Below are 18456 nucleotides of genomic sequence, written 5' to 3'. Positions count from 1 at the left end.
AGCGTTTTTGTGTGGTGGGGTTCTATGCGGGGTAAGCCTGCGATTGCGCCCAAAAACAAAGTAAAATCAATGCGCTATGGCGGAGGAGGTGGGGATTCGAACCCACGGTGGGGTTCCCCCCACGTCGGTTTTCAAGACCGGTGCCTTAAACCACTCGGCCACTCCTCCGACGCCGCTCTGGTATCCTGCGCGAAGCGATTCTGAAAGGCCACGATGGCGTGAGTTTTCCGCCCATCCGCCGCCCCTGCCCTTCCCTCCCGTCGGGCCTGCCTGTATGCTGCGCGCGTCGGACGGGGCTGGCACCCGCCGACAGGGCAGGACAGACAGACGACAGGCCCGGATCAGGGCGAACAACGCGCGCAATGAACGTGCGGCAATGGGGCTGAAAATGGCAGGATTTCCGAAGGCGCCTCTCGCGCTTCTTCTCATCGGCACGACGGCGCTGGCAGCCTGCCAGCCGGGCAGCAACCCCTTCGCCCGCAAACCCGCCGGGGCCGAGACCGAAGGGGCCGCGACCCGCGCCGCCACCTCGGTGACGCTGGTGGATCGCGATGTCGAGGCGCCGGAGGTCTATCAGGTGACCGATCAGGCGCTCTGGGACGGCCGCCCCTCGCTGGGCGGGGTCTGGGTCGCCGCCCCCGATGCGACCGATCCGGAACGCGTCATCCTGCGCAATCCCGAAAACGGCAAATTCGTCATCGGCGCGCTGTTCAAGCGCGAGGTGTTCAACCCCGGCCCGAAACTGCAGATCTCCTCCGACGCGGCCGAGGCGCTCGGCCTGCTCGCAGGCCAACCCGCCCGCATCAGCGTGACCGCGCTCCGCCGCGAGGAGGTGGCCGCCGAAACGGATGCGGCGAAGCCCCTGCTCGATGCCAATGTCCCGGTGACAGCCGCCTCCATCAACGCCGTGGCCACTGCCGCGATCGACGAGGCCGAGGCCAAGCCCACCCCGTCGGGCCTTTCTGCCACCGCCCCCGCGCCGGCAGCCGCCGCCCCCGAAGCCGTGCCCCAAACCGCCGCCGCCGCACCCGCGCCCGGCAATATCCGCATCCAGATCGGCATCTTCTCGGTCGAGGGGAATGCCGACCGCGCCGTCGCCGAACTGAAGAAGGCAGGCATCGCCGCCGCCATCCGCAAGGAAACCACCCAAGGCAAGACATGGTGGAGCGTCGTCGCCAACGGCTCGGGCGACCGCGCCGCCCTGCTCGAAAAGGTCAGGGGCCTCGGCTTCAAGGATGCCTATCTGCTGCGGGGCTGACCCCGCCCGAACCCGACCGGGCCGCGTGGCCCAAGAAAGGACCGTGATCGCATGACCCTCCGCCTGCGCCGCCTCGTCACCCTCGCCGCCCTCGCGCTTCTGGCCGCCCTGCCCGCCCGCGCCTTCGAGACGCGCGCCACCGCCGCATGGGTCTATGACATGACGACGCAGACCGTCCTTCTGGACAAGAACGCCGATACCGCCCTGCCCCCGGCCTCCATGTCCAAGCTGATGACGATCAACATGCTGTTCGAGGCGCTGCGCGATGGCCGCGTCTCGCCCGACACGACCTTCTCCGTCTCTTCCCGTGCCAAGGCGATGGGCGGTTCCACCATGTTCCTGAACGAGATGGACCGCCCCACCGCCACGGAACTCATCCGCGGCATGATCATCAACTCCGGCAACGATGCCTGCGTCGTGGTGGCCGAGGGCCTTGCCGGCACCGAAGAGAAATTCGCCGAAGAGATGAACAAGCGCGCGGTCGCGCTTGGCATGACGAATTCCAATTTCGTCAATTCCTCCGGCTGGCCCGCCGAGGGGCATCGCATGTCGATGCGTGACCTTGGCATCCTCGCCAAGCGGCTGATCTCGGAATTCCCGGAATATTACCCGATCTTCGCCGAGACGGAATTCAACTACAAGGACCGCGCCCCCGCCAATGCCTCCAACCGCAACCCGCTCCTCAGGATCGCCGCCGCTGACTGGCAGGCCGACGGATTGAAGACGGGCCACACTTCCGAGGCGGGCTATGGCCTCGTCGGCTCTGCCGTCATGGGCGACCGCCGCGTGATCTTCGTCATTACCGGGCTCGACTCCGATCAGGCCCGGGCCGAGGAATCTGAGGCCATCGTGAACTGGGCCTTCCGCCAATTCGCGCAGAAGACCGTCGCCACCAAGGGCAACCGCGTGGCCGAGGCCCCCGTCTGGCTAGGCGCGGCCGAAACCGTGGGCCTCGTCCCGGCCGAGGATGTGCGCCTCCTGATGCCCGCACAGGTGCAGGAAGGCGTCACCGCCGAGGTGGTCTATACCGGCCCGGTCAAGGCCCCCGTCACGGCAGGCCAGCAACTGGCCGAACTCATCGTCCACATCCCCGATCTGCCCGATGCCCGCATCCCCCTCGTCGCAGAAACCGACGTCGCGGCAGGCGGCTTCACCAAGCGGCTGACCACCGCCGCGCAGGTCCTGATGCAGCGCTACCTCCAAGACGCCGCCCCCGCCTCCTGATGGCCGGCATCTTCCTCAGCTTCGAAGGCATCGACGGGTCGGGCAAATCCACGCAGGCCCGCCGTCTGGCCGAGGCCCTGCGCGGCCTTGGCCATACCGTCACCCTCACCCGCGAACCCGGCGGGTCGCCGGGGGCCGAGGAAATCCGCCGCCTCGTGCTGGAGGGCGACCCGGATCGCTGGTCGGCGGAGACCGAGATCCTCCTCTTCACCGCCGCCCGCCGCGACCATCTGGAAAAGACCATCCGCCCGGCCTTGGCGCGCGGCGAGATCGTCATCACCGACCGCTTCGCCGACTCGACCCGCATCTATCAGGGCATCACGCGCGGCGATCTGGTCGCCACGGTGGACCGCCTCCACGACCTGATGATCGGCACCGAACCCGACCTCACGATCCTCGTCGACATCGACCCCGCCGTGGGCCTGTCACGCGCCCGCGCCCGCGCCGGAACGGAACTCAGGTTCGAGGATATGGGCCTTGCCACGCAGACCCGCATGCGCGCGGGCTTCCTTGACCTTGCCGCCCGCCATCCGCGCTTTCGCCTGATCGACGGCGCGCGCGACGAAGGGGCCGTCGCCGCCGACATCCTCGCCGCCGTCCTGCCGCATCTGGGCTGACCATGGCCGCCACCGCCCCCGAGGACATCCCCGAACCCGACCGCATCGAAGGCGCGCCGCATCCCCGCGAAACCGCCCGCCTCTTCGGCCATGAAGGGGCCGAGGCCGCCTTCCTTTCCGCTTTCAACGCAGGCCGCCTGCATCACGGCTGGCTCATCTCCGGCCCGCGCGGCGTGGGCAAGGCCACGCTGGCATGGCGGCTGGCCCGCTTCCTGCTGGATGCCCCCGCCGATGATGGCGGCGGCCTCTTCGGCGCGCCGCCGCCGCCCGAAACCCTCGATACCGACGCGGACGGCCCCCTCGCCCGCCGCCTGCGCGCCCTGTCGGAACCCCGCCTCTTCCTCCTCCGCCGCCCGTGGGACGAAAAGAACAGCCGCCTCCGTCAGGAAATCACCGTCGAGGAGGCGCGCGCGCTCAAATCCTTCTTCACCATGTCCGCCGCCGACGGCGGCCGCCGCGTGGCCATCATCGATGCCGCCGACGAACTGAACACCTCCGCCGCCAATGCCGTGCTGAAACTGCTCGAGGAACCGCCCGCCGGGGCGACCTTCTTCCTCATCGCGCATCAACCCCACCGGCTCCTGCCCACCATCCGCTCGCGCTGCCGCGAACTCCGCCTGTCCGCCCTCCCGCCCGAGGCGCTGGCGCAGGCCCTCACCGCCGCAGGCGGCGAGGTCGCCCCGGATCAGGCGCAGGCCTTGGCCGAACTCGCGGGCGGTTCCGTGGGCGAGGCCTTCCGGCTCACCAATCTTGAGGGTCTGAAACTCTACGCCACCCTCGTTGCACTCTTCGCGACCCTCCCCCGGCTCGACCGTCCGCGCGCGCTTGCACTGGCAGACATGGGCGCGGGCAAGGGGGCCGAGGCGCAATTCGACCTGATCCTCACCCTGATCGACCTCTTCCTCACCCGCCTTGCCCGCGCCGCCGCCACAAGGCAACTGCCGCCCGAGGCCGCGCCGGGCGAATCCGCCCTGCTCACCCGCCTTGCCGATCACCCCGATGCCGCCCGCCACTGGGCCGAAATCGCCCAATCCCTCGCCCAGCGCGCCCGTCGCGGCAAGGCGGTGAACCTTGACCCTGCAGCACTTCTCATGGATATGGTTCTCACCCTTGAAAAGACGGCGGGAACGCTCGCCCTAAGGTGAGCGGTCATGACCTCCTCCGAACTCCCGCCTGAACTCGTCGACAGCCACTGCCACCTCGATTTCCCCGATTTCGAACAGGAACTTCCGCAGGTGATCGCTCGCGCCCGCGCGGCAGGTGTCACCCGCATGGTGACGATCTGCACGCGGCTGAAGAACGAACCCAAGGTCCGCGCCATCGCCGAGGCGCATGACGGCGTCTTCTACGCCGCAGGCACCCACCCGATGAGCGCCGCCGAAGAACCGCTCGCCACCGTCGACCAGCTCGTCGCCCTGTCCCGTCACCCCAAATTCGTGGGCATCGGCGAGACGGGCCTCGACTATCACTACACCGCCGACAGCGCCGAGGTGCAGAAGACCTCGCTCCGCCTCCACATCACGGCGGCACAGGAAACCGGCCTGCCGCTCATCATCCACGCCCGCGCGGCGGATGACGACATGGCGGCGATCCTGACCGAAGGTTTCCGCGAACGCCCCTATTCCTGCGTGATGCATTGCTTCTCCTCCGGTGCAGCCTTGGCGAAAGCCGCGCTCGATCTGGGCTTCTACCTCTCCATGTCCGGCATCGCGACCTTTCCCAAATCGCAGGAGTTGCGCGACATCTTCGCCGCCGCCCCCGTGGACCGCATCCTTCTGGAAACCGACAGCCCCTATCTGGCCCCCATCCCCTTCCGGGGCAAAAGGAACGAACCGGCCTACACCGCCTTCACCGCAAAGACCGGCGCGTCGCTCTACAACATGACCGAGGCCGAATTCGCCGCCCGGACGACCGCGAATTTCGACCGCCTCTTCCCTCGCGCCGCCCGCAAGGCACAGGCCGCCTGATGGCAACGCTGCGCTTCACCATCCTCGGCTGCGGCTCCTCCGGCGGCGTCCCCCGCCTCGGCCCACCCGGCGGCGACTGGGGCGCCTGCGACCCCGCGAACCCGAAGAACCGCCGCCGCCGCTGCTCGCTCCTCGTGGAACGCGAAACCTCCGACGGCACCACCCGCGTCCTGATCGACACCACCCCCGACATGCGCGAGCAACTCCTCGACGCAGGCATCGGCACGCTGGACGCGGTGATCTACACCCATTCCCATGCCGACCATGTCCACGGCCTCGATGACCTGCGCCAGATCGTCTACAACATCCGTCGCCGCCTGCCCGTTTGGGCCGATGGCCCCACGCAGGACGCCCTCATCGCCCGCTTCGGCTATGCCTTCGTCCAGCCCGCTGGCAGCCCCTACCCCCCCATCCTCGACCTAAACCTGATCGAGGGCGATGTCTCCATCGCGGGCGCAGGCGGCATCGTCTCCTTCACCCCCTTCATCGCCAATCACGGCAGCATGGATGCCTTGGGCTTCCGCATCGGCCCCCTAGCCTATCTCCCCGACGCCGTCGACATCCCCGAAACAAGCTGGCCCCACCTCGCGGGCCTCGATTGCTGGATCGTCGACGCGCTCCGCCGCAAGCCGCATCCCACCCATGCCCATCTCGCCCTCACGCTGGACTGGATCGCCCGCGCCCGCCCCGCCCGCGCCGTCATCACCAACATGCATCACGACCTCGACTTCGCCGAACTCTCGGCCGAACTGCCGCCCCATATCCGCCCCGCCCATGACGGCATGGTGATCACCTACGACAACATCGGCTGATCCGCCCGATGGAAGCCCTGCTCGACGTCATCCTGCCCGTCTTCCTCGTCATCGGCATGGGCTATGCCGCCGCCCGCGCCCGCCTGTTCGAAGAGGGCGCGGTGGACGCGCTCATGCGCTATGCCCAGAACTTCGCCGCCCCCACCCTGCTCTTCGTCTCCATCGCGCAGCTCGACCTTGGCCAGACCTACCAGCCCGCGCTCTTCCTCTCCTTCTACCTCGCGGCCTTCACCTCCTTCTTTACCGCCTTCACCGCAGCGATCCTCCTCTTCCGCCGCCCCGTCACCGATGCCACCGCCATCGGCTTCGTCGCCCTCTTCTCCAACTCCCTGCTCCTCGGCGTGCCGATCACCGAACGCGCCTACGGGACCGAGGCGCTGGCCGGCAATTTCGCCATCATCTCCATCCATTCCCCCCTCTTCTACGGCTTCGGCATCGCGCTGATGGAATGGGCGCGCACGCGCGGGCAGGGCCTCTCCGGCGCGGCCCTCGCGCGGCAGATCGTCAAGGCGATCTTCTCCCAGCCCCTCGTCCTCGGCATCACGGCAGGCTTCGCGGTCAACCTCACCGGCCTGCCCCTGCCCGCCGTCGCGTGGTCCGCCGTGGGCATGGTCGCGGCCACCGCCATCCCCACCGCCCTCTTCGGCCTTGGCGGCGTTCTGCTGCGCTACAGGCCGGACGGGGATTTCCGCATCATCGCGATGCTCACCGCCTGCTCGCTCCTGCTGCATCCGGCGCTGACCTATCTCCTCGGCCGTTTCGCCTTCGGGCTGGAAACGCCGGGCCTTCGCTCCGCCGTGATGACCGCCGCCATGGCCCCCGGCGTGAACGCCTTCCTCTTCGCCAATCTCTACGGCGTGGCAAAGCGGGTGGCCGCCTCCACCGTCCTCATCGCCACGGGCCTCTCCATCGGCACCATCTGGCTCTGGCTGCAGATCCTGCCCTAGGGCCGCAGGCCCCCGAATTTTCGCAGAAAATTCGCCCCCCGCCGCGGGTTCAGCGCAGCACGGCACCGGGGTTCATGATCCCCGCCGGGTCCAGCGCCGCCTTCACCGCGCGCATCGCCGCCACCTTGCCCGGATCGCCATAGCGTTCCAGATCCCCCACCTTCAACCGCCCGATCCCATGCTCCGCGCTGACCGATCCGCCCATCTCATGCACCAGATCATGCACGCAGGTCTTGATCGCATCCCGCGACCCCTCATGGTCCTTCCGGCTTTCCCCCGGCACCGGAAAGACGTTGTAATGCAGGTTGCCATCCCCCAGATGGCCAAAGCAGTTGATCCGGAACGCCCCGATCCGCGCCAGCGCCGCATCAGCGCGCGGGATGAACTCCGGCACCGCCGATAGGGGCAGCGAGATGTCATGCGACGACACCGCCCCCACCAGACGGTTCGCCTCCGGGATCGACTCGCGGATGCGCCACAGCCCCTGCCGCTGCGCCTCCGACGCGGCGATGACGCCATCCTGCACCAGTCCCGCCTCATCCGCCTCGGCGTAAAGCCCGGCCATCACCTCCTCGGCCTCGAAGACGGAAGGCAGCCCCAGTTCCAGCAGCACGCACCAATCGGGCGCCACCGGGAAGGGACAGCCCACTTCCGGCATCTTCTCGGCCAGAAACTCGAACCCCGTCCGCTTGATCAGTTCGAAGGCCGACACCATCCCCGGCACCCGGCTCTGGCACAGCGTCAAAAGGCGCAGCGCCGCCGCCGGGCTTTCCACCACCAGCATCGCCGTGACCGAAACCGCCGGGCGCGGCACAACCCGCAGCACCGCCGCCGTGATGATGCCCAGCGTCCCCTCCGCCCCGATCAGCAGATGCCGCAGATCATAGCCCGTATTGTCCTTCCGCAGCCGTTTCAGACCGCCCAGCAGCGACCCGTCGGCCAGCACCGCCTCCACCCCAAGGCACAGGTCGCGCGCATTGCCATAGCGCAGCACGCCGATCCCCCCCGCATTGGTGGCCAGAACGCCCCCGATCCGCGCCGTCCCCTCCGAGGCCAGCGACAGCGGGAACAGCCGCCCCGCCGCCTCCGCCGCCTCCTGCACGGCGGCCAGCGTCGCGCCAGCCTCCACCTCCAGCGCATTCTCGTCGGGCCAGACCGCCCGCACCGCCGCCATCCGCTCCAGCGACAGGATCACCGGCGCGGGGCCATCGGCCATGATCTGCCCGCCCACCAGCCCCGTCCCGCCGCCCCATGGCACGATGCCCACCCGCGCCTCGGCACAGGCCCGCACTACCGCCTGCACCTCCGCCGTGGATCGCGGCAGGACCAGCACCCCGCCCTTCCCTTCCCACCGCCCGCGCGGCTCTTCCAGATAGCGGGCGTCCGGCGCGCGCACCGAACCCTCGGGCAGCACTCCGGCAAGGCGATCGGCAAAGGCGGCATCGGCGGGGTTTAGCATGGGCAAGTCTCCTTCCCCGCCTTGCTAGCGAAAGCCTTCCCCCGGCAAAAGCCCCTCAGGGAATGAATTCCGGCTCCAGCACCATGATCGTGGGGCTTCCCGGCAGGTCCTGCAGCGAAAGCTCCAGATCAGGCCCGCCCACCTCCACCACCTGAAACTGCCCCTCCATCTCGTCAAGGAAGGTCACCAGCGACGCCCCTGAAAACCAGTGCATCGGAATGACGACCGAGGCGCGCAAACGGCCAACCACCTCGGCCATGGCCTCGGTGCTCATGGTGTAGCCGCCATCGACCGGCACCATCACCACGTCCAGCCGCCCGATCGAGGCATATTGGGCATCGTCCGGGATCTGGTGCAGATGCCCAAGATGCCCGATGCAAAGGCCACCCGCCTCGAAGACGAAGATCGAGTTCCCATCCGCCCGTGCCCCCTCGCCAAAGGGACCGCGCGTGTCGGTCGTCACGTTCCGCACCAGCATCGACCCAAGGTCAAGCTCGTGAAAGGCCGGGGTCCCCTCCTGAGGCCAACCGGCCAGCACATGGGGAATGCGCGGGTCGGGGTTGCTGGTCCAATGGGTGGAATGGGCGTTGTTCATCGTCACCACGTCGGGCACCACATCCGGGTTCCCGATGAACCCCGTGTAATCCGTCACCGCCAGCGTCCCGCCCTCGGCCTCGATGGCAAAGCTGGCATGGTGCAGATAGCGGATGCGCACATGGGCCTCGTCGATGGGATCGCCGATCGACGCGCGCCAGACCCGTTCCACCGGGGCCTTCTGGGCAAGGGCAAAGCAGTTCGACGGCATCCGCTCCTGCGCCACCGCGCCTTGGCCGATCAGGGCCAGAAACGCCCCGGCAAAAAGTGAAGGAACCGTTCGGGCACCGCGCGTATGCACAGTTTGCGGTACAGTTTGCTGCACGCTCTCGGACATGGTCCCCCTCCCCCTTGTTGGATGCGATGAAAGATGCGGCAGCCTGCCATGCAGGCACCCCCCGCAGGCTTCACGCTTTCGTCAGGTCCGGGGTGTCAGGCGCGGCGACGGGGCCTCAGCCCACATCCGTCCGCCCCCGGCGGTCGGGCCTAAGTGCCGCATAAAGCACATGATTCCGCCAGCGCCCGGCAATCTGCAGATAGCTTTGCGCGACGCCCTCATACTTGAATCCGCATTTCTCCAGCACGCCCCGCGATGCTGCATTTTCAGGCAGGCAGGCCGCCTCGATCCGGCTCAGGTCCATGATGGTGAAGGCGTGGTGGACCACCGCCAGAATCGTCTCGCGCATATATCCCTGCCGCGCAAACCGCTGCCCGATCCAATATCCCAAGGTCCCGCTCTGCGACGGCCCGCGCCGGATATTGTCCAGCGTGATCGCCCCCAGCAGCGCCTGATCCTCGCGCCGGATCAGCATCAGGGGCAGCGCTGTGCCCTGCCCCTCGGCGCGCGCCGCCCAGTAGACGCGGTTGGTAAAGGCGCGCCGCGTCAGGTGGTCAGGTGCCCAGATCGGCTCCCAAGGGGTCAGAAAGATTGCACTTTCCGCCCTAAGCTCGGCCCATGCCCGCCAGTCGCCATGCTGCGGCAGGCGCAGGGTCATCCGCTCGGTCTCGATCCGAACCTTGCGGCGAAAGGTCAGCATCAGGCGGCAAGCCTTGCCTTGACCGCCTCCAGATCGGGGGCCTCCTCGACCGGACCATACAGCGCCAGCGCCGCCTTGGCCGATACCAGCCCCTCGGCATAGGTGCGGACATCGCCTACCGAAACCGCGTCGATCTTCGCCACCGTCTCCTCGACCCCCGGCACCCGGCCCCAGATCGCCAACAGCCGCGCATTCCGCTCGGCCCGGCTGGACGGGCTCTCCAGCCCCATCAACAGACCCGCCTTCAACTGCGCCCGCGCGCGGTTCACCTCCGCCTCGCTCATGTCATCAGCGGCGCGCTTCAATTCGTCCATCGTCAGACCGACCAAATCACCGATCTCCTCCTCTGAGGTTCCGGCATAGATGGTGATCTGCCCGGTATCCTCATAGGCGCCGGACTGCGCGAAGATCGAATAGCAAAGCCCTCTTTCCTCACGGATTTTCTGGAACAGGCGCGAAGACATGCCGCCCCCCATCGCGGTGGCGTAGACCTGCGCCGCATAGACGTCCGGCGCGCGATAGCCGGGGCCCTCGAAGGACATGGCGACATGGACCTGTTCCAGATCCTTGACCTCGCGACGCTCTCCCCCCGCGAAACGCGCGGGTTGCAGCCGCGCCTCGCCCACGGGTTTCAGGTGACCGAAGGTCGCCTCGGCCTGTGCCACGATCGCGTCATGGTCCACGCCCCCGGCGGCGGCAAGGATCATCTGGTCGGGGCCGTAATGTTCCCCCACGAACCGGCGCAGATCATCGCGACCAAAGGCCGACACCCGCTCTGCCGGACCAAGGATGGTGCGGCCAAAGGGTTGATCGGGATAGGAAACTTCCTGCAGCCAATCGAAGATGATGTCATCGGGCGTATCCAGCGCCTGCCCGATCTCCTGCAGGATGACGTGCCGCTCCGTCTCGATCTCCTTCGGGTCGAAGACCGGGTTCAGCACGATGTCCGATATCACATCCAGCGCCAGACCCACATCCGGTGACAGGACGCGGGCGTAATAGGCCGTCATCTCGCGACTGGTATAGGCGTTGATGTAACCGCCCACATCCTCGATCTCTTCCGCGATCCGCAGGGCAGACCGCTTCTCCGTCCCCTTGAAGGCCATGTGTTCAAGGAAATGCGCGATACCGTTCTGCTCGGCCCGCTCATGCCGCCCGCCCGCCGTCACCCAGATGCCAGCCGAGGCGGACAGCAGGCCCGGCATATCCTCCGTCACGATGCGGAAGCCGTTGGAAAGCGTGGTGATCTTCAGGCTCAATGCCCGGTCCTTTCACGAATGAGGGCCTGCAAGGCGGCCAGATCATTGGCAACCCGCGTCACCCGTTCGGGGCGCGAGAACAGGTCCGCCATCCGGGGCGGCAGCGCCGGGCGCGTGCCCATCGCCCCTTCAACCGCATCGGGGAACTTGGCCGGATGCGCGGTGGCCAGCGTGATCATCGGGGCCTTTCCAAGGTTCTCTTCCGCCACCTTCACGCCCACGGCGGAATGGGGGCACAGCACCTCGCCCGTGCGGGCAAAGGCCGACCGGATCGTCGCAACCGTCTCCTCCTCGGAACAGCGGCCTGAGGCGAAGGTGGACCGCAGCATCTCCAGCGCGCCTTGGCTGATATGGAACCCGCCCGCCTTCAACTCTGCCATCAACTGCGCCACCGCTGCGCCATCGCGGCCATAGGCGTCGAACAACGCACGTTCGAAGTTGGACGAAACCTGAATGTCCATCGACGGGCTGATCGAGGCACGCACCCCATCGGTCACATAGGCACCCGACCGCATGGCGCGATCGAGTATGTCGTTCTGGTTGGTGGCGATCACCAGCTTTTCGATGGGCAGCCCCATCTTGCGTGCGATGTAACCCGCGAAGATGTCGCCGAAATTTCCCGTCGGCACCGTGAAGCTGACGGCACGGTGCGGCGCACCCAGCGAGACGGCACTGCTGAAGTAATAGACGACCTGCGCAAGAACCCGCGCCCAGTTGATCGAATTCACGCCCGCCAGCCGCACGCCGTCGCGGAAGGCGAAGTCGTTGAACATGTCCTTCACGCGGGCTTGGCAATCGTCGAAATCGCCATCCATGGCCAGGGCATGAACATTGCTTTCGACGGGCGTCGTCATCTGCCGCCGCTGCACTTCCGAAACGCGACCATGCGGATACAGGATGAACAGGTCCACATTCCCCAGTCCCCGGAAGGCCTCCATCGCCGCCGATCCCGTATCGCCGGAGGTAGCGCCGACGATGGTGATCCGCTCCCCCGTCTTGGCCAGCGCCGCCTGCATCATCTGCCCGATGAGCTGCATGGCGAAATCCTTGAAGGCCAGCGTGGGGCCGTGGAACAGTTCCAGCAGGAAATGGTTCGGCCCAAGCTGCACGAGGGGCGCACGCGCCTCATGGCCAAAGCCCGCATAGGCCTTGGCGATCAGGCCACGGAATTCGTCATCTCCGAAGGTGTCGCCCAGAAAAGGGCGCATCACGCGGAAGGCCACCTCCTCATAGGGCAGTCCCGCCAGTGCCGCGATTTCGGACTGTGGCATCACCGGCACGGCCTCAGGCACATACAGCCCGCCATCCCGGGCAAGGCCCGTCATCATCGCTTCGCCGAAGGTCAGGACCGGGGCCGCACCGCGCGTGGAGATGTAATTCATGCTCATGCCTTCAAACCGTCCGCTGCCTGATACGCCACAGAAGATACGCTGTCATCCCCAGCCAGACGGCGGCCAGCGAAAACCACGTTATGGCGTAGTTCAGATGGTCATTTGGAATACCCGATGTGTCCACGGGCATCGGTTCGATATCGCCACCCGTTGGCCTGCGTGCGACAATAAATGTCGGTTCCGTGTCCAACGCCTCGGCCATTGCCGCCACATCGCGGGCGAACCACAGCCCGGTCGCCGCATCCGGCGGCGGGGTGAAGCCATCCGTCTCATCCGGCCAATGCAGATTGCCCTCCACCAGCGCCGCGCCCGACTCGCGCGGGGCCTCCCGGTCATCCTGCCGGACAAATCCCCGATCCACCAGCACCCGACGGCCGTCCAATGTCTCGAAGGCCTCGACGATGCGCAGACCCGGGCCGATCTGCTTGCGGCTGACCAATACGTCGATCTGCTCACCTGTAAAGCGCCCCTCCAGCGTCACGGGCAGATAGCGGTCCACCTCTGGGTCCGGCGCGGCGGGAAGGGGGACGGAGGCCGCCACGATGCGGGCTTCGATATCGGCAAGGATGGCCTCCTTCCACGCAAGGCGCTGCATCTGCCAGACACCGAGAGAGATCAGGACACCCCCGCCCAGCAGGCCGATCAGCAAGGGAAAGATCATGCGGCGCAGCATCTTGCGGTCTCCGGTCAAAAGGAAAGGCGCGCACCCGCCCGGGTCCGCGCCTTCCCGCAAGGGGTGGGGGGCGGGGCGCCGCCCCCCGATTCTCCGGTCACGAAGGGATCAGCGACCCCAGACGTAGATCGAAGCAAAGAGGAACAGCCAGACCACGTCGACAAAGTGCCAGTACCAAGCGGCGGCCTCGAACCCGACATGCTTCTCGGGGGTGAAGTGACCCTTCATCGCGCGGATCAGGCAGACGCCAAGGAAGATCGTGCCGATGATGACGTGGAATCCGTGGAAGCCCGTCGCCATGAAGAAGTTCGCGCCATAGATGTTGCCCGCAAAGCCAAAGGCGGCGTGGCTGTATTCATAGGCCTGAAAGCCAGTGAAGATGATACCCAGCACGATGGCAAGCGCGAGGCCGTTGATCAGGTCTTTGCGGTTGTTCTCATGCACCAGCGCATGGTGGGCCCAAGTTGCCGCCGCACCAGAGCAAAGCAGGATCAGCGTGTTGATCAGCGGCAGATGCCACGGGTCGAAGGTCTCGATCCCTGCAGGCGGCCAGACACCATCGACGGCAGGGCTCAGCGGCCCCATCGGATAAAGCGCGTGCTTGAAGAAAGACCAGAACCACGCCGCGAAGAACATGACCTCGGACATGATGAACATGATGAAGCCATAACGCAGGCCGATACGGACGACCGGGGTATGGTCGCCGACTTGGCTTTCCTTCACCACGTCGGCCCACCAGCCGAACATCACGTAAAGCACGCCGACAAGGCCGATCAGGCCCAGCCACGGCCCCTGCCCGTGCATCCACAGCACCGCGCCGAACAGCATGATGAAGGCCGAAACGGCAGCCATGAAGGGCCAGATCGACGGCGGCAGGATGTGGTAATCGTGGTTCTTGGCGTGTGCCATTCCGGTTCCCTCGCGTTTCTTATCAGTTTACCGCCTCACCCGCGGGGGCGGCAAGTGCCGCCTGCTCTTCGGGCAGGGGTGTTTCATAGAAGGTGTAGGAGAGCGTGATCTCCTTCACGAATGCGCCCTCCGGGTCCTTCAGCATCTCGGGGTCGACGAAGAAGTTCACGGGCATCTGCACCCGTTCACCCGGTTGCAGGACCTGCTCGGTAAAGCAGAAGCAGGCGATCTTGTCGAAATAGCCCCCCGCGGCCTCGGGCGCGACGTTGAAGCTTGCGGTTCCGGCGACAGGACGATCTGTCGGATTGTAGGCCTCGTAGAAGGCCAGCACGCTCTCACCGATCCGCACCGTCATCTCGCGTTGCACGGGGCGGAAGTCCCACGGCATCCCACGCTCGATCGAGGCGTCGAACTTCACGACGACCGTCTGATCGAGGATGGTGTCGGGCGCGGCCTCGGCCACGCCAGTGGTGCCGCCAAAGCCTGTCACACGGCAGAACCAGTCGTAGAACGGCACGGCGGCAAAGGACAGCGCGCCCATCGTCGCCACGACACCCACAAGGTAGAGCGCGGTACGGTTGTGGTTGTTCATTGCCCCTCCTCGGTGTCTTGGGTGGCCATCTCGGGCCGCACGGTATGATCAAAGCCCTGCATCGGATCCCCGCGCGTCACCTTCACCACGGTCAGCGCGAAGACCAGCACGATGAACAGCGCGAGCGTCACGCCCACACCAACGTTCCGCCCCAGACGGCGCTTGTGCAGCTCATGTTCCGGAGGGAAGGCCATCACCAGCCCCCCAGCCCATAGGGTTTCAGCGCCGCCTCGGCGAGGAAGGCCCCGAAATGCAGGAACAGGTAGTAAAGCGAGAAACGGAAAACCGACTTCTCGGTCGCGTAGTTGTCGGCTTCCGCCGCCGCCTCGTCACGCTTCCAGATGCGCCACGCCCCGATGAGGAACCACGCATTCAGCGCGAGCGCGGCCGTCAGATAGATGGGACCGCCGATGGAGGTGAAGGCCGCGCCCACCGCGACCGGGGCCAGCAGGATGGTATAGACCAGAATGTGGTTCCGGGTGGACCGGCGGCCATGTGTCACGGTCAGCATCGGCACGCCAGCGTTGGAATAGTCGTCCTTCATGAACAGCGCCAGCGCCCAGAAATGCGGCGGGGTCCACATGAAGATCAGCGCGAACATCAGCACGCTCTCGATCGAGACAGAGCCGGTCGCGCAGGCCCATCCGATCATCGGCGGGAAAGCCCCTGCAGCACCGCCGATCACGATGTTCTGCGGGGTGGAGCGTTTCAGCCACATCGAATAGACGACGGCATAGAAGAAGATGGTAAAGGCCAGCAGCCCCGCCGACAGCCAGTTTGCTGCCAGCCCCAGCATCACGACCGCGATGCCGGACAAACCAAGCCCCACTGCCAGCGCCTCACCCGCCTCGACCTTCCCGGCAGGAACGGGGCGGCCCTTGGTCCGGCGCATCACCGCGTCGATATCGGCATCCCACCACATGTTCAGCGCGCCCGAAGCCCCTGCCCCCAGCGCGATGAACAGGATCGAGGCGAAGGCGATCACCGGGTGTACCGATACCGGCGCAACCAGCAGGCCGACAAGCGCGGTAAACACCACCAGCGACATCACGCGCGGCTTCAGAAGCTGCACGTAATCGCCGAAACCCGCCTCTCCCGGCTGTTCGTAGGCGCGAATGTCGCTCATGCCCGGTTCTTCCTTCAGGTGGGGGAAAGGCCCCGGGGTCCGGGGCCACCCTGCCGCACGTCCGTGGACGCGATCAGTTGTTCGCCGCCAGTTCGACCGGCGCCGCCAGTTCGGCAGCCGTCAGAAGAACATCGCCCGCCTCGGCCTTGGCAACCCAGGCCGCATAGACCTCTTCCGAAACGACCTTCACGGTGATCGGCATATAGGCGTGGTCCTTGCCGCAAAGTTCGGAGCACTGGCCGAAATAGATGCCCTCGCGCTCGGCATTGAACCAAAGCTGCGCCAGACGACCGGGCACCGCATCCTGCATCACGCCAAAGGCCGGGATCTTCCACGAATGGATGACGTCGGCAGCGGTCACGTTCATCACCACGGTCTTGCCAACCGGCACGACCACGGCTGTATCGGTCGCAAGCAGATACTGCTCCGGCGCATAGCCATACTCGGCAAGCTGGTCCTTCTGCAGCATGAAGCTGTCGAAGGCGATCGGCGTCGCTTCCGGGTCTTCATTGATGCCGTTGTCCGTGTATTCATAGGACCAGTACCACTGCGCACCGGTCACCTTGATGGTGATATCCGCCGTCGGAATCTCCTGCTGCTTGAACAGCACGGGCAGAGAGAAGGCACCGATAAACACAAGGATCAGGATCGGGATCACAGTCCACGCCACTTCCAGCGGCGAATTGTGGGTGAAGGTGGCCGGCGTCTTGTTGGCCTTCTGGTTGTAGCGGATCATCACCCAGATCAGCAAACCGGTGACGAAGATCGTGATCACCGTGATGATGATCAGGATCATATGGTCCAGACCCTGCAGGTCGCGCGCCAGTTCCGTCGCCGCCGGCTGGAAGCCCATTTTCTGCGGCAGCGGCTGACCCACGACCTCAAGGCCCTGCGCAAAAGCGGCGCCAGACAAAAGCGAGCCGAGGCCGGCTGCGGCCATAGCTTTGAAAATGGTCGAATGACGCATGTTCTTATCCCGTTCGAGTGCGCGGCCTGACGCCGCTGCTTCTTTGCCCCTCCGCTGCCCGCAACTGGCGAACGGACGAGAATCCCGTTGTTTCCTGACCGCTTGAAACCATATTAGGGGCAGCGCGGCAAGCCAAACCGTTGCGGCAAATGCGCGCCATTTGACCCAGATCAAGGACACTCCGATGACCGAAGCCCCTTTCCGCCCTTTCGAAACGGCGCTGGACGAAGGGGCTGCCCTCGCCCTTCTGCAGAGCGCGACCGCAGGGGCCGAGGATGGCGAACTCTTCCTCGAACGCAAGCGGTCCGAGGCGATCGTCCTCGATGACGGGCGCATCAAGACGGCTTCCTATGATGCCTCAGAAGGCTTCGGTCTGCGGGCCGTGAAGGGCGAGGTCGCGGCCTATGCCCATTCGACCGAGATTTCCGAACATGCCCTGCGCCGCGCGGTGGAAACCGCCCGCCTCGCCGTGGGTGCGGGCGGCGGCACGCTGGCCGATGCGCCAAAGGGCACGAATACCCGCCTTTACGGCGATGCCGATCCGATGGCCGATGCCACCTTTCCGGTCAAGATCGACATGCTGAAAGAGATCGACGCCTATGCCCGCGCCCTCGACCCGCGCGTGGTGCAGGTCTCGGCCACCCTCTCCGCCGGCCTGCAGGAGGTGGAAATCCTGCGCCCCGAAGGCCTGCGACTTGCCGATATCCGCCCCATGGCCCGCCTGAACGTCTCTGTGATCGTGGAACAGGGCGGGCGGCGCGAACAGGGCGGCATGGGCAGCGGCGGGCGCCACGGCCTTGCCGCGCTGATGGACCCCGCGCGCTGGAAACCCATGGTGCAAGAGGCGCTGCGCATCGCTTTGGTCAATCTGGACGCCGTCCCAGCCCCCGCCGGGGTGATGAATGTCGTCCTCGGCCCCGGCTGGCCCGGCATCCTCTTGCACGAGGCGATCGGCCACGGGCTGGAAGGCGATTTCAACCGCAAGCAGACCTCGGCCTTCGCCGGCCTGATGGGGCAGCGCATCGCCGCCCCCGGCGTGACCGTGTTGGACGACGGCACGCTTCCCGACCGACGCGGATCGATCTCCATCGATGACGAAGGCACGCCATCGGGCCGGAATGTCCTGATCGAGGACGGCATCCTCGTGGGCTACATGCAGGATCGGCAGAATGCCCGCCTCATGGGCGTGGCCCCGACGGGGAACGGACGGCGCGAAAGCTTTGCCCACATCCCGATGCCGCGCATGACCAACACCTACATGCTCGCCGGTCAGGAAGATCCCGCCACGATCCTTGCCGGTCTGAAGGATGGACTCTACGCCGTGGGCTTCGGCGGCGGTCAGGTGGATATCACCAACGGCAAGTTCGTGTTCTCCTGCACCGAGGCCTACCGCGTGCAGAACGGCAAGGTCGGCGCCCCGGTCAAGGGCGCCACGCTGATCGGTGACGGGGCGACCGCGCTGAAAGAGATCCGGGCCATAGGCAACGACCTCGCTCTGGACCCGGGCATCGGGAATTGCGGCAAGGCTGGCCAATGGGTGCCCGTGGGCGTGGGCCAGCCCACTCTGTTGATCGGCGGGCTGACCGTCGGCGGCGCTGCGGCCTGATATCTCCGACAGGGGGGC

19 protein-coding genes and 1 tRNA gene are annotated in these 18456 nt (G+C 66.3%); 8 read left to right on the top strand and 12 right to left on the bottom strand.

What is annotated here, in order from left to right; all coding sequences use genetic code 11:
- Positions 1 to 77: 77 nt before the first annotated feature.
- Positions 78 to 168, bottom strand: a tRNA-Ser gene (locus TabM4_RS05960).
- Positions 169 to 388: 220 nt separating this feature from the next.
- Here TabM4_RS05960 and TabM4_RS05955 point away from each other — a divergent pair.
- From TabM4_RS05955 to TabM4_RS05925, 7 genes are read left to right on the top strand one after another with little or no spacing between them, the layout of a single operon-like run.
- Positions 389 to 1258 carry an SPOR domain-containing protein gene (locus tag TabM4_RS05955; RefSeq protein WP_434619824.1) on the top strand — a complete coding sequence of 290 codons (870 nt, stop codon included), beginning with the start codon at positions 389 to 391 and terminating at the stop codon, positions 1256 to 1258.
- 51 nt (positions 1259 to 1309) lie between these two features.
- The gene (locus TabM4_RS05950) at positions 1310 to 2482 is read left to right on the top strand and encodes a D-alanyl-D-alanine carboxypeptidase family protein (protein ID WP_434619821.1); all 1173 of its coding nucleotides are present in this window, start codon (positions 1310 to 1312) and stop codon (positions 2480 to 2482) included.
- Positions 2482 to 3099 (top strand): dTMP kinase, encoded by a 618-nt coding sequence (tmk, locus tag TabM4_RS05945; RefSeq protein WP_434619818.1) that lies wholly within the window; start codon positions 2482 to 2484, stop codon positions 3097 to 3099. Before TabM4_RS05950 ends, tmk begins: the two co-directional genes overlap by 1 nt.
- Positions 3100 to 3101: 2 nt before the next feature.
- Positions 3102 to 4244, top strand: coding sequence for a DNA polymerase III subunit delta' (locus tag TabM4_RS05940; RefSeq protein WP_434619816.1), 1143 nt, complete (start codon positions 3102 to 3104; stop codon positions 4242 to 4244).
- 6 nt (positions 4245 to 4250) lie between these two features.
- Positions 4251 to 5066, top strand: coding sequence for a TatD family hydrolase (locus TabM4_RS05935; protein ID WP_434619814.1), 816 nt, complete (start codon positions 4251 to 4253; stop codon positions 5064 to 5066).
- Complete coding sequence (locus TabM4_RS05930; RefSeq protein ID WP_434619812.1) at positions 5066 to 5878, top strand: MBL fold metallo-hydrolase; 813 nt, start codon at positions 5066 to 5068, stop codon at positions 5876 to 5878. The genes TabM4_RS05935 and TabM4_RS05930 overlap by 1 nt, the downstream gene beginning before the upstream one ends.
- An 8-nt stretch (positions 5879 to 5886) precedes the next feature.
- Positions 5887 to 6825: an AEC family transporter gene (locus TabM4_RS05925; protein ID WP_434619809.1), complete on the top strand. Its 939-nt coding sequence runs from the start codon at positions 5887 to 5889 to the stop codon at positions 6823 to 6825.
- Positions 6826 to 6874: 49 nt separating this feature from the next.
- On the opposite strand, the gene TabM4_RS05920 is transcribed toward TabM4_RS05925, so the two are convergent.
- The 11 genes from TabM4_RS05920 to coxB form a co-directional block, all read right to left on the bottom strand.
- Complete coding sequence (locus tag TabM4_RS05920) at positions 6875 to 8284, bottom strand: FAD-binding oxidoreductase (protein ID WP_434619806.1); 1410 nt, start codon at positions 8282 to 8284, stop codon at positions 6875 to 6877.
- A gap of 55 nt (positions 8285 to 8339) precedes the next feature.
- Positions 8340 to 9089 carry an MBL fold metallo-hydrolase gene (locus TabM4_RS05915; RefSeq protein ID WP_434621941.1) on the bottom strand — a complete coding sequence of 250 codons (750 nt, stop codon included), beginning with the start codon at positions 9087 to 9089 and terminating at the stop codon, positions 8340 to 8342.
- Positions 9090 to 9330: 241 nt separating this feature from the next.
- A complete protein-coding gene (locus tag TabM4_RS05910) occupies positions 9331 to 9915 on the bottom strand; it encodes a GNAT family N-acetyltransferase (protein ID WP_434619803.1) in 585 nt (194 codons plus the stop codon).
- Positions 9915 to 11174 (bottom strand): M16 family metallopeptidase, encoded by a 1260-nt coding sequence (locus TabM4_RS05905; RefSeq protein ID WP_434619800.1) that lies wholly within the window; start codon positions 11172 to 11174, stop codon positions 9915 to 9917. The genes TabM4_RS05910 and TabM4_RS05905 overlap by 1 nt, the downstream gene beginning before the upstream one ends.
- Entirely contained in the window at positions 11171 to 12556 is a 1386-nt protein-coding gene (gene thrC, locus TabM4_RS05900) for a threonine synthase (protein WP_434621939.1), read from the bottom strand. The genes TabM4_RS05905 and thrC overlap by 4 nt, the downstream gene beginning before the upstream one ends.
- A 10-nt stretch (positions 12557 to 12566) precedes the next feature.
- A complete protein-coding gene (locus TabM4_RS05895) occupies positions 12567 to 13238 on the bottom strand; it encodes an SURF1 family protein (RefSeq protein ID WP_434619797.1) in 672 nt (223 codons plus the stop codon).
- A 108-nt stretch (positions 13239 to 13346) separates the two neighbouring features.
- A complete protein-coding gene (locus tag TabM4_RS05890; RefSeq protein WP_434619794.1) occupies positions 13347 to 14147 on the bottom strand; it encodes a cytochrome c oxidase subunit 3 in 801 nt (266 codons plus the stop codon).
- Between the two features lie 22 nt (positions 14148 to 14169).
- On the bottom strand, positions 14170 to 14739 hold the full coding sequence (locus TabM4_RS05885) for a cytochrome c oxidase assembly protein (protein ID WP_434619791.1): 570 nt from the start codon (positions 14737 to 14739) through the stop codon (positions 14170 to 14172).
- On the bottom strand, positions 14736 to 14933 hold the full coding sequence (locus TabM4_RS05880) for a hypothetical protein (protein ID WP_434619788.1): 198 nt from the start codon (positions 14931 to 14933) through the stop codon (positions 14736 to 14738). The genes TabM4_RS05885 and TabM4_RS05880 overlap by 4 nt, the downstream gene beginning before the upstream one ends.
- Positions 14933 to 15865: a heme o synthase gene (gene cyoE, locus TabM4_RS05875; RefSeq protein ID WP_434619785.1), complete on the bottom strand. Its 933-nt coding sequence runs from the start codon at positions 15863 to 15865 to the stop codon at positions 14933 to 14935. Before cyoE ends, TabM4_RS05880 begins: the two co-directional genes overlap by 1 nt.
- Positions 15866 to 15938: 73 nt before the next feature.
- Complete coding sequence (gene coxB / locus TabM4_RS05870) at positions 15939 to 16805, bottom strand: cytochrome c oxidase subunit II (RefSeq protein ID WP_434619782.1); 867 nt, start codon at positions 16803 to 16805, stop codon at positions 15939 to 15941.
- A gap of 211 nt (positions 16806 to 17016) precedes the next feature.
- Between coxB and tldD the strand changes: the two genes are divergently transcribed.
- Positions 17017 to 18438: a metalloprotease TldD gene (gene tldD / locus TabM4_RS05865; protein WP_434619779.1), complete on the top strand. Its 1422-nt coding sequence runs from the start codon at positions 17017 to 17019 to the stop codon at positions 18436 to 18438.
- The last annotated feature ends 18 nt before the right edge of the window (positions 18439 to 18456 follow it).

The sequence above is a fragment of the Tabrizicola sp. M-4 genome (assembly GCF_051132405.1).
Classification (GTDB): Bacteria; Pseudomonadota; Alphaproteobacteria; order Rhodobacterales; family Rhodobacteraceae; genus Paragemmobacter.
Note: the sequence above shows the minus strand (reverse complement) of the source record. Positions and strands in the feature narration are given on the sequence as shown.